Source organism: uncultured Campylobacter sp., from assembly GCF_937921625.1.
GTDB lineage: Bacteria > Campylobacterota > Campylobacteria > Campylobacterales > Campylobacteraceae > Campylobacter_B.
This window is the reverse complement of sequence record NZ_CAKZTI010000056.1, coordinates 1-11,475: the sequence shown is the minus strand read 5'-3', so window position 1 is coordinate 11,475 and position 11,475 is coordinate 1. Positions and strand designations below refer to the sequence as shown.

The window sequence follows — 11,475 nt, the reverse complement described above, 5'->3', positions numbered from 1 at the left end:
CTAACCCCTCACAAACTCATCTACAAGCGCTGCGACCTGCTCTATGCCGATGCGCCAAAACTCGCTTTTATTGATATCAAAGCCGAATTTCGCCACTAGCTTTTGCGGCTCGTCGCTGCCGCCCGAGCTTAAAAACTCAGTGTAAATTTGAACGAAATTTTCGAGCCTGCCGCTCTTATACAGCCCGTAAAGCGCGAGCACCAAAAGCTGCGCGTAGGCGTAGGAGTAGCAGTAAAACGGCGTATGAACGAAGTGCGGGATGTAGCTCCACCAGCTTTTGTAATGATCCTGCAAGATCAGCTCGCCGGCAAACATCTTGCGCGACTCCTCCATCCAAAGCTCATCGATCTGTCTCGTGCTTAGCTCATCCGCGCTTGCATGCACGCGCCTCTCAAAGGTCGTAAATCCGATCTGGCGGTAAAGCGTAGCGAAGATATCCTCGATCTTTGCCGCAAGCATCGCTCTTAGCGCGGCCTTGTCGCTTGCGGTCTGCGAGAGCGTATCCGTATCGCGCGCTGCGTATTCGCACGAACCCGCAGAGTCTTGAGAGGCGGCGCGTTTTGCGGCGCGCTCGTTTGGAATTTCACCGCCCCGAGCCTCTTGCGAAGCGCTGCGTTTAAAATTTTGCGAGCCGTCCGAGGCGGCGTCGCTTTTGAAATTTGGCGAGCCGTTTAAATTTGAAAAATTTTCGCGCATATAATCAAACACCAGCATCTCGCAGAAAACCGACGCGGTCTCAGCCGTCGTTAGCGGCGTGAAGGAGTTAAAATATCCCACGCCGTAGCTTAGATACTGATGTATCGCGTGCCCCAGCTCGTGCGCGAGGGTAAATACGTCGCGGCGCTTGCGCGTGAAATTTAAAAGCACGAATGGGTGCGTATCGCGTGAGCCCGAATGCGAAAACGCGCCGCTTTGCTTATTTTGCGCGGGCATCGCGTCGATCCAGTTTCGCTCAAACGCGATCAGCGCGATCTGCTTAAATTTCGGGCTAAATTTTTCAAACGCCGCAAGCACGATCTGCTTAGCCTGCTCGAAGCTAAACTCGCTCTCATCGCCTCCAAGCGGCGCGTATCTGTCGTAATCATACAGCGCGTCGTAACCTAAAATTTCGCGCTTTTTGGCGTAAAATTTGCCGACCAGAGCGAAACTTCGCTCCGCTTCTGCGATTAACGCATCGACGCTTGCGATATTTATCTGATTTTCCTCGTGCATCACCGCCTCGGCTTTATCGTAGCCCCGCAGTTCGCAGCGAATTTTAAGATCGGTTTTGATCATATTGTAGATGTAACCAAGCAGGTGGGAGTTTTGCTCTAACACCACGCTTAGCGAAGCTGCGGCATCCTTTCGCACCTCGCGATCAGAGCTATGAAGCAGGCTTAAAATTTCCTCCTCGCCGAGCTTCTGTCCGCGAAAATCAAAGCTCATCCGCGCCATGCTCTCGTCAAAAAGCCGCGAAAACGCCTCGCCGCTAACGGGAGAAGTTTTTAAAAGCACACTTTCTTGCGGCAGGCTTAGCTGGTGGGCTTTGCGCCGCTTAAGCAGGCTCAAATAGTATCTGAATCTCCCGCCCCCTGCGATAAACTCGTCCTGTTTTGCGGCGTCCAGCTCGTTAAACTCAAGCTCGAAAAAAAGCAGGCTCTGCGAAATGTCGTTGCAAGCCTGCTCCGTCTTGGCCTGCTGCGCCCCAAGGCTCGTATCTCGCGCAAAGCTAAGATGTGCAAAGCTCATTATCTTGCCGATCTGCTCGCTGATGCCCTCATAAAGCTCAAGCGCGCTTAAAAATTCCTCCGCGCCAAGAGCGTGCAGCTTATCTTTAAATTTAAGCTCAAAATCCCTAGCCTGCGCGGAGGCGCTAGCTATCGCGCCGCTAAATTCCGCTTCGTTTGCAAACAGCTCGCCTAAATTCCAATTCATCGATTTCCTTTTAAAATTTTTGGATAATTTTATCAAAAAAGAATAAGTAAAATTTTAAAAACCGCAAATCCGCCGTAGGGACGGAATTTGCGGTAAAATTTTAAGGTGAGTTATTTTTGCATACTTTGCGACGCGATCGCCGTAAAAATCACGTCTGTGGAGCTATTGATCGCAGTTTCTACCGAGTCTTGGATCACGCCGATGATAAAGCCGATCGCGACCACCTGCATTGCGATGTCGTTTGAGATATTAAAGAGCGAGCACGCAAGCGGTATCAGCATCAATGAACCCCCTGGCACGCCGCTAGCGCCGCACGCACCGACTGCCGAGACTACGCAAAGCAGTAGCGCCGTCCAAAAATCGGGGCGCACGCCGAGCGTATGAGCCGCGGCAAGCGCCAAGATCGCGATTACCACCGCAGCGCCCGCCATATTTATCGTAGCTCCCAAAGGGATCGAGATCGAGCTTAGCTCGTCGCTGATACCGAGCTTTTTGCATAAATTTAAATTTACGGGGATATTCGCCGCCGAGCTGCGGGTGAAAAACGCCGTGAGGCCGCTTTCGCGCAGGCAGGTAAATACGAGCGGATACGGATTTTTCTTAATCACCGCAAAGACGATGAGCGGATTTACCACGAGGGCTACGAACGCCATCGCACCTACTAGCACGACTACGATTCGTACGTATCCAAGCAGCGCGTCAACGCCGGTTTGATACACGGTAGAAGCTACTAAGCCGAAAATTCCAAACGGCGCAAGCTGGATTACAAACTGCACGATTTTGGTTACCGCTTCGCTCAGATCGGTAAAAATTTTCTTTGTTTCGTTGGTACAAAATTTAAGCGCGACGCCAAGACCTATCGCCCAGGTTAAAATTCCTACGTAGTTTCCGTGCGCAATAGCGTTTAGCGGATTATCTACGACCTTAAAAAGCAGATCTTTTAGCACGATCCAAACGCTCGCAGGGACCGCATTTTCCGCCGCGCCGACATTACTTAGAGCAAGCTGCGTCGGAAATAAAAAGCTGGCTGCTACCCCCACGCACGAGGCTAAAAAGGTGCCTACGATATATAGAACAACCACGCGTTTTAAGCCGCTTGCGCTACCGTATTGTTTATTTACGATCGAGCTTAAAATCAAGATAAAAACTAAAATCGGAGCTACCGCTTTAAGGGCGCCTACGAATAAATTTCCTAAAATTTCCGCAAAAGCTACTACGTTTATTAAAAACGAAGTGTGCTCTGCCGCAATATCGCCCGCCGCTGAACGCGCGGCAAAGCCCAAAATGGCGCCTATTATCAAACCTGTAACTATGCGCAGAACTAGATTTTTATCTTTGTAGCTGGCTACTAATTTTTGAATCGAACTCATTTTTTACCTTTCAATCAAAACGTCGTTTGAAATATATCGAAATTTTATTTAAGCGCATTTAAATTTGGGCGAAATTTTGTGATTTTTAGTTAATCTTAAAACCTCGTTAGATAAAATGCCCCGAAATTTTAATCAGGAGCGGATATGTATCTTTTCACAAGCGAAGTAGTAAGCCCCGGACATCCGGACAAGTGCGCCGATATCATCGCAGACAGCATCGTGGATGAAATTTTAAAACAAGATCCAAACGGACGCGTCGCGGCGGAGGTTTTCATCGCGGGCAAACACGTAGTAATCGGCGGCGAAGTAAACGCCAAGATCGATTTTACCCACGACGATTACCGCCACATCGTAAAGGGTGCACTTAGCGAGATCGGTTACAACGACAACCCTCATTTTACGCGCGCACAGTGCCTGCATCCGCAGGATCTGCAAGTGGACGTATTTTTAAACCAGCAAAGCCCCGACATCAACCAAGGCGTCGATCAAGAGGGCGGCGAGATCGGAGCGGGAGATCAGGGCATAATGTTCGGCTTCGCAAGCTGCGAGACGAAAAATTTTATGCCGGCGGCGATTACCTACGCAAGAGCGCTTTGTGATCACGTTTATGCCTACGCAAAATCCCATCCCGACGAGCTTGGCGTAGATATTAAGACGCAGGTTAGCGTCGATTACGGCACGAAGGCAAATTTTGAGGAGTGCAAGCCGCAAAGTATCCATACGATCGTGGTTTCAGCGCCCTGCGTGGAGAGCATGAGTATCGAGCGCGTCCGAGATCTGATCGGAAATTTAATCGATTCGGCGGGGCTTCCAAAGGAGCTTTACGACAAAAGCAAAACGATCATCTACATCAACCCGACTGGCCGCTACGTAAATCACAGCTCGCTTCACGACAGCGGCCTAACGGGGCGCAAACTGATCGTAGATAGCTTCGGCGGCTACAGCCCGATCGGCGGCGGCGCTCAAAGCAGCAAAGACTACACCAAGGTCGATCGCAGCGGGCTTTATGCGGCGCGCTACATCGCCAAAAATATCGTCGCGGCGGGGCTTGCGAAAAAATGCATCGTCCAGCTCAGCTACGCAATCGGCGTGGCAAAGCCCGTCAGCGTCAGCGTCGATTGTATGGGGACGAATTTAGGCGCGGCGAGCGACGATGAGCTATCTGCTTTCGTGCTTGAAAAATTCCCGCTCACGCCGCGCTGGATCATCGATAAATTCGGCCTTGATCGCCCCGGCAAAGGAAGCTTTCTCTACTCCGACGTCGCCGCACGCGGACAGGTCGGAAACGACGAATACCCGTGGGAGCAGCTCGATAGCGTGGAGCTTTTTAAGGCTTTGAAATAAAATTTTACGCTTTGCAGTAGCGCCTTTTTAGCTTACGACATTCGCTAGGCTTGCAGCAGCGAGCCTAGCTCAATATTCTACGCGGCTTTGCATGTCGTGTAGTTTTATCGCATCCCAAGAAATAGCGTTGCGGCAAAATTCTAAGCCATGAAATTTAAGAGTTTTCGCAGGTAGAATTGAATTTTAAAATTTTAAGCGCAACTCGCGCAAAATTTTTAAAATTGACGCGGTGAAATTCCAAGGCTGAGCCCGTCTAGTTTAGTGATAAATTCCAGCCGAGGTGGGCTTTTAAAATTTGCACACAAGCTTTAAATCTGCAATCGCTTAAAATGAAATTTAACCTATAAAATTTTTTCTAACGCGCTTTGTACTTAATCTCCGAAAGACAAAATTTTAAATTCTCATTGCTTGTGATATTTAAGCGTGTAAATTTTTAAAATTTTGCATTTTATTTGAAGTCCACTGCTTTATACAGCAAGAAAAACCCAAAGCAAATTTCATTTAAAAGCGGCATTTGCAAGATAAAAGCGCTGAAATTTTAAAATATGGAATTTATGAACGCTACTAATTTAAAATCTCAGATTGGCGCGCTTCGCCAAAGCTCCTCCGCTAACTACGCGAAATGAAAAAGCAAGATTAAATTCTCCCTCGCGCGATGTCGCCCGCAAGTGAGCACAGCGGAATATCAAGCTTAAATAACGCAAAAGATAAAAGAATAAAGCAAAAATAGAAGAGGCTTGGAGCTTGATAAAATTCTAGCTTTGTGCGGCGGCAACCGAGCGGCTTTTAAATTGGGCTTTAAACGCAATGATGCAAATTGCGCGCCTTAACTTAAATGCTAAGAGGCGATAAAATTTCATCGCTGCTTTCATAAATTAAAATTTTAAAGATATCCCGAGCTACGCAGCTGCAAATAAGTAAATCGCCCGCACTTCAGCCTAAATCTCTTAAATCGCCGACCGAATTTAAGCCGCTTCTTGACTTGATGCTAGGTTTTGATACGTAATTTAAAAGCGAAGCGCTATTTTGTCTGATTATCCTCATTTTTTGGTGCGGCAGTGCTTGCGTTTATCTCGCTGGCTGCGCTATTTACGGGCTCAGGAACAGAGATTTTTTTCACCGAAGCGGTAAAATTCTGCTCGGCTTCAACGTCGCCCGTTTTTTCGATATATGTAAAATCGCCCATCTTCGTCCACGTTCTAGCTTTAGCTAAAAACGCCTTTTGGCTCTCCCAAATCTCTTTGAAATCGGGATTTTTCTCGCTTTCTTCGGCTAAAATTTCATCCGTCGCCTTGCGAAGCGCACGCATAATTTCAGGCGAAAAAGAGCGAATCTGAACGTTTGGATATTTCTTTTTGATCTCGTCCCAGATTATTACGTTTTTATAAAACGTCTCATTTTCTGCGTATTCGCGCGCCTTTGCGATCGAAGCCTCTAGGATATTTTGCAAGTCCTTAGGAAGCTTCTGCCAAGTTTGTAGATTTATCACTATCTGCTGCTCGCTAGCGGGTTCTTGCCATCCCGTATAATAGTAATTTGCGACCTTGTGAAAGCCTAGAGGTATATCAAAGCTAGGACTTGCCCACTCGACCGCATCGATAGTGCCCATCTCTAGCGCCATATATAGCTCACCTACCGGTATCGTAGCGACTGCAACGCCAAGGCGGCTCATAACCTCCCCGCCAAAGCTTGGAATTCTAAATTTAAGCCCTTTTAAATCGTCTAGCGTATTAATCTCTTTTTTAAACCAACCACCCATCTGCATTCCGCTATTTAGGATATTAAAGACCTTTAGATTGCTTTTAGCATAGAATTTATCGGCTAGCTCCTTGCCTCCGCCGAAGTAATACCAAGCGTGCTGTTCGTCTTTCGTCATACCAAAAGGCACCGTCGTAAACAGCATATTCGCGCTATTTTTACCCTTATAATAGTAGCTCGCAGTATAGCCTAAATCGTATTGTCCGTTTTTGACCATATCATAGATTGCAAAAGGCGCTTTATGCTTGCTAGGCGCGTCGATGCTGATTTTTAGTCTACCATCAGACATACTATCTGCAAGATCTGCCATACGCTTGGCGACATCGCCTACGATAGGCATACTAAGCTCGTAAGTCTGAGCTAGCTTAAGGTGATAAACTTTCTTATCCGCGCCCCACAGCGACGTGGCTATAATCAAACTTAATCCGACAAGAATCGATTTTTTCATATACTACTCCCAAAATGAAATGGTGCGAATTTTATATAAAATCATCTAAATTCACGCTTTTATAACTAGCTTTTAAGCGAAATTTTCGCACAATTGCAGCCAAATTCGATAAGGAAAGGGCATGCAAGAAAAACATTACGAAGTAATCATCATAGGCGGCGGTATCACGGGCAGCGCGCTAGCATATGTACTGGCGGAATTTAGCGGAATCAAAAATATAGCTCTACTTGAAAAATACGAAGGGCTTGCGACGCTGAATTCTAAAGCCAGTGCAAATTCCCAGACGATTCATTGCGGCGACATCGAGACCAACTACGATTTGCAAAAAGCGACCGAAGTCAAGCGCAAGGCGGATATGATCGTGAAATATTGCCAAAAGCACGGATATGAGAATAAATTTTTATTTCAGGGGCAGAAAATGGCTCTTGGCGTGGGCGAGAGCGAGGTAGAGCTAATTAAAGAGCGCTTTGAGAAATTTAAAGAGCTTTATCCGTATCTGCAGCTTTTTGACAAGGAAGAGCTCAAAAAAATCGAGCCCAAGTTAGTTTTTGACGGACGCGGCGAGGAGCGAGCGGAGGATATCATCGCGATGGGCGTACAATCGGGAGTTTACACGACGATCGATTATGGCGCGATGGCGAATTCCTTCGTACAAAACGCTAAAAACGTGGATGGCAAAACCTGCGATCTGTACCTCAACACCGAGGTGCAAAACATCACTAAAGTAGGCGATAAGTTTTATATCCGCACCGCAAATAGACTCTCGCTAAGCGCCGATTTCGTAGTCGTAGATGCGGGCGCTCACTCGCTGTGGCTCGCGCACAAAATGGGGCTTGGGCAGGATCTTAGCACGATTTGCATCGCGGGCAGCTTCTATCTAACCAAGCAAAAGCTTCTAAACGGCAAGGTTTACATGATGCAAAACCCAAAGCTTCCATTTGCCGCGCTTCACGGCGATCCGGATTTACTCGCAGACGGCTGCACGAGATTTGGCCCTACCGCACTTACACTGCCGAAGCTTGAGCGCTACAAGGGCTGTCGTTCGGTGCCGGAATTTTTTCAGTCATTAAATTTTGACATGGACGTAGCTAAGGTCATTTGGCAAAATTTTGGCGATAGCGAGGTAAGGGATTTCTTAATCCGAAATATAGGCTTTGAGATACCAATTTTAGGCAAAAAGCTTTTCGTCAAAAATGCGCGCAAAATCATACCTAGCATCCGCGAGGAGGATATTTACTATGCCAAGGGCTTTGGCGGCGTGCGCCCGCAAGTAATCTCACACTCGCAAAAAAAGCTGCTTTTAGGCGAAGCTAGAATAGGCGAAAATCCGGGGATTATCTTTAATATGACCCCAAGTCCCGGCGCTACGAGCTGCTTAGGCAACGCACTTCGCGACGCAAAAAGTGCCTGCGAATATTTGGGAGTGAGCTTTGATGATGCAAAATTTGACGCGGAAATGATGCGATAAAGAGAAATTTTTAATTTCGCTCGGGCAAGAATTTTAAAATTTTACTTCGGCGAGGATTTTAGAATTTTGCTTGTGCTTCACGTATATAGAGGATTTTAAAAATTTCATTCAAACGCAGATTTTTAGAATTTAACCCGCACCGCAAGCTATGAAATTTTAAAATTTCGCCGTGAAGACGTGAAGTAGAATTTTAAAATTCCCACCTGCCTGTAGAATTTTAAAATTTAGAAATTTCAAAATTTTGCGCAAAATTTCGCCCAATGCGGCGATAAATTTTAAATTTAAAGGAGAAAAGATGCTTAAAAAAACCAAAATTTTAGCGACCATCGGACCCGCAAGCGACAGTGAAGAGATGATGAGCGCGATGGTAAAGGCGGGCTGCAACGCCTTTAGGATGAACTTCAGCCACGGCACGCACGAGTATCACGAGGCAAATTTAAATAAAATTCGCGCCGTAGAAAAGAGCCTGGGCGTGCGCATAGGCGTCTTTCAGGACATTAGCGGCCCAAAGATCCGCGTCGGCAAGCTTGAGGAAAATTTTAAACTAAAAACGGGCGATAAAATCACCTTCCTTCCTCGCGAAATCATCGGCAAAAAGACCGCGGAAGGCGAATACGAGCTGTGCATCAACCACCCAGAAATTTTGCCGCTGATGAAAGTAGGCGAGTTTATCTACCTCTACGACGGCTCGATCCGCGCCAAAGTAGTCGCGGTAAGCGAGCAAGGCGTGCGGGCGGTGCTCGAAAACGACGGCTTTTTAAGCTCGAATAAGGGGGTGAACTTCCCAAACACCCGCCTAAATATCGACGTCATCACGCAAAAAGACCTCGAGGATCTGCGCTGGGGCGCGGCGCACGGCGTAAATTTCGTAGGCATCTCCTTCGTGCAGTCGCAAAACGACATCCTGCGCGTGCGCGAAATTTTAAACTCTCTGGGCTCAAAAGCTAAAATTTACGCCAAGATCGAGAAATTCGACGCTGTAGAAAACATCGAGCAGATCATCGAGGCAAGCGACGGCATAATGGTCGCACGCGGAGATCTGGGTATCGAGATGCCGTTTTATGAGATCCCGCGTATCCAAAAGCGCATCATAGCGTTAGCCAACGCCCGCTCAAAGCCCGTCATCACCGCCACGCAAATGATGCTTAGTATGACCGAGCACGAGCGCGCCACCAGAGCCGAGATCAGCGACGTCGCAAACGCCGTACTCGACGGCACCGACACCGTAATGTTAAGCGAGGAAAGCGCCATCGGCAAAAACCCCGCAGCCGTAGTCGCCGCAATGAGCGAGACGATCCGCGAGACCGAAAAGATCTATCCTTACGATAAATTTAACGATTACGATTTCTACGACGAGACCGATATGATCACCTCAAGCACCGCAGCGCTTGCCGCAAGACTGGGCGCAGGCGCGATACTTTCGATCACGGGCTCGGGACGCTCGGCGATCAAACTCGCACGCAACCGCGCTAAAATCGACATCATCGCAATCGCGCACGACGAGCAGACCGCGCACGCGCTAAGTCTCGTGTGGGGCGTAAATCCTGCGATGGTCAGGGAAAAAACGAGTATCAACTCGCTGCTCGCACGTATCATAAGCGAGGCTCTGCAGCGCGGGCTCATCGAAGAAGGCGGCACCTACGTGATGACGGCGGGCTTTCAAAGCGGGCATCCGGGCAGCACCGACTACATCCGCATCATCAAAAAAGATCAGATCGATTTCTACCGCGACGCGGCGAAAACGGGCTTTGAGAGTAAAATTTAAAGCGTAGCCAAAGGTCATAAAGTCAGAGGCTGCAGCTAAATTTAATTTCGCTACGAGATTACGAGCAGCAACGTCGCGTTTATGTCGTGATAGAATTCGCTAAATTTAATTCCATTGCGAGATGACGGTGCAGGATTTTTTAGCCACTAAAACTTTGGTAGCGCTTCGGCAGCTTTATTTCGCGCAGATCAAGAACAAGCGTGTGAACAGTTACGCCATTGATTTCATGGCTCACCGCAGACTGGCAAATTTATTTTATGCGACACCGCACGGCGCGCCACGACCAGTTTATAGCCGCATTCAGCGATAAATGACTAGCATACGATGCTTAAAAGGGTGAAATTTAAATTTAAAATTTGCAGATAAAATTCCGCGCCAAAAGCCGGCTAAGGCGCGACAAGATTATTAAGATTATACTTAAAGGCAAAATTTGAAAACCGAACTAGAAAATTCCGCGCAAGAAACCTTGACGCAAAAGCGAGAATATCCTGGCAAAAATCGCTTCAGCACGCGCAGTCTGTGGCTGATATTCGCCGCGATTTTTAGCGCGGTTGCGGCGACGTTTTGCTGCCTGCCCGCGCTTTTATTTTTGATTTTCGGCGCGAGCTTTTCCATTTTTTTAGGCGCGGAGGCGCTGGAAGGTTACCGCGCGCCACTCTCTGTGCTAGCGCTTTTTTGCTTCGCGCTCTCGGCGTTTTTCTTTTTCAAAAAGCCGCGCGCATGCTCGCTGCAAAGCGGGCGCAAAAAATGGATTCTGATCTACGCGCTCTTAGGAGCCTTGCTTGCCTTTATGCTTACATATCCTGAAATTTTAGGAGGGCTTTATGCGTAAAATTTTGTTTTTGATGCTTGGATTTACGGCGCTTTTTGCCGACAAAGAGATTAAAATTTACGTGGAAAAAATCCACTGTCCGCTCTGCACTACGATCGTGCGAAAGGCGCTTTTGCAAACGCCAGGAGTGATAAGCGCAAAGGTTTCGCAGCAGAGCAAAACCGCGACCGTCGTAGCAAAAGATGACGCAAACGAGACTGCGATGCTTGAGGCGATCGCAAAAACGGGCTATGAAGGCGTAATCGTAAAATAAAAATCCCCGGCAAAATTCGGACTAAATTTTAAATAAAATTCTTGCTAAATTTCGGTAAAATTCATGCGACTTTGCATAAAATTTCATTTTGCGCAGCTTGCCTGCAGCGTAAGCTAGCGCGATTGAAATTCTGCGCGTATTTTGCGGAAGCGCTATGTCGGCGCTGTCGCGTTTAAATTTAGCAGAATTTCGCAAGCGCTTAAGCGAGTGCGGTTGCTTTTAAATTCAACGGGCGTGCCGCAATAACGCGCGGATATAATAAATTCTAAAGGAGCAAACATGCAAAAAAACGAGGTTATGAACGATTTTAAGAAGCTGTGCGA

General features: G+C 47.5%; 8 protein-coding genes. 5 read left to right on the top strand and 3 right to left on the bottom strand.

Annotation, left to right across the window (positions count from 1 at the left end; all coding sequences use genetic code 11):
- Together Q0101_RS09565 and sstT are read right to left on the bottom strand one after the other, a co-directional pair.
- Entirely contained in the window at positions 1–1,914 is a 1,914-nt protein-coding gene (locus Q0101_RS09565) for a M3 family oligoendopeptidase (protein WP_297944889.1), read from the bottom strand.
- A 110-nt stretch (positions 1,915–2,024) separates the two neighbouring features.
- A complete protein-coding gene (gene sstT, locus Q0101_RS09560; RefSeq protein WP_291936613.1) occupies positions 2,025–3,284 on the bottom strand; it encodes a serine/threonine transporter SstT in 1,260 nt (419 codons plus the stop codon).
- Between the two features lie 144 nt (positions 3,285–3,428).
- Between sstT and metK the strand changes: the two genes are divergently transcribed.
- Positions 3,429–4,628 carry a methionine adenosyltransferase gene (gene metK, locus Q0101_RS09555; protein WP_297944886.1) on the top strand — a complete coding sequence of 400 codons (1,200 nt, stop codon included), beginning with the start codon at positions 3,429–3,431 and terminating at the stop codon, positions 4,626–4,628.
- Between the two features lie 1,021 nt (positions 4,629–5,649).
- Here the strand turns inward: metK and dctP are convergent.
- Complete coding sequence (gene dctP / locus Q0101_RS09550; RefSeq protein ID WP_297944883.1) at positions 5,650–6,834, bottom strand: TRAP transporter substrate-binding protein; 1,185 nt, start codon at positions 6,832–6,834, stop codon at positions 5,650–5,652.
- A gap of 121 nt (positions 6,835–6,955) precedes the next feature.
- On the opposite strand from dctP, the gene Q0101_RS09545 reads away from it, so the two are divergent.
- The 4 genes from Q0101_RS09545 to Q0101_RS09530 all read left to right on the top strand — a co-directional run bounded on the left by Q0101_RS09545 (position 6,956) and on the right by Q0101_RS09530 (position 11,152).
- Entirely contained in the window at positions 6,956–8,302 is a 1,347-nt protein-coding gene (locus Q0101_RS09545; protein WP_297944880.1) for an FAD-dependent oxidoreductase, read from the top strand.
- 295 nt (positions 8,303–8,597) lie between these two features.
- Positions 8,598–10,067 carry a pyruvate kinase gene (pyk, locus tag Q0101_RS09540; protein WP_297944877.1) on the top strand — a complete coding sequence of 490 codons (1,470 nt, stop codon included), beginning with the start codon at positions 8,598–8,600 and terminating at the stop codon, positions 10,065–10,067.
- Between the two features lie 430 nt (positions 10,068–10,497).
- Positions 10,498–10,899 carry an aryl sulfotransferase gene (locus Q0101_RS09535; protein ID WP_297944875.1) on the top strand — a complete coding sequence of 134 codons (402 nt, stop codon included), beginning with the start codon at positions 10,498–10,500 and terminating at the stop codon, positions 10,897–10,899.
- The gene (locus Q0101_RS09530; protein ID WP_297944873.1) at positions 10,892–11,152 is read left to right on the top strand and encodes a heavy metal-associated domain-containing protein; all 261 of its coding nucleotides are present in this window, start codon (positions 10,892–10,894) and stop codon (positions 11,150–11,152) included. The genes Q0101_RS09535 and Q0101_RS09530 overlap by 8 nt, the downstream gene beginning before the upstream one ends.
- Positions 11,153–11,475 lie beyond the last annotated feature (323 nt).

Bases quoted from the DNA above. Each gene is read 5' to 3' on its own strand.
- Q0101_RS09565 (WP_297944889.1), bottom strand. From the start codon at position 1,914: ATGAATTGGAATTTAGGCGAGCTGTTTGCAAACGAAGCGGAATTTAGC.
- sstT (WP_291936613.1), bottom strand. From the start codon at position 3,284: ATGAGTTCGATTCAAAAATTAGTAGCCAGCTACAAAGATAAAAATCTA.
- metK (WP_297944886.1), top strand. From the start codon at position 3,429: ATGTATCTTTTCACAAGCGAAGTAGTAAGCCCCGGACATCCGGACAAG.
- dctP (WP_297944883.1), bottom strand. From the start codon at position 6,834: ATGAAAAAATCGATTCTTGTCGGATTAAGTTTGATTATAGCCACGTCG.
- Q0101_RS09545 (WP_297944880.1), top strand. From the start codon at position 6,956: ATGCAAGAAAAACATTACGAAGTAATCATCATAGGCGGCGGTATCACG.
- pyk (WP_297944877.1), top strand. From the start codon at position 8,598: ATGCTTAAAAAAACCAAAATTTTAGCGACCATCGGACCCGCAAGCGAC.
- Q0101_RS09530 (WP_297944873.1), top strand. From the start codon at position 10,892: ATGCGTAAAATTTTGTTTTTGATGCTTGGATTTACGGCGCTTTTTGCC.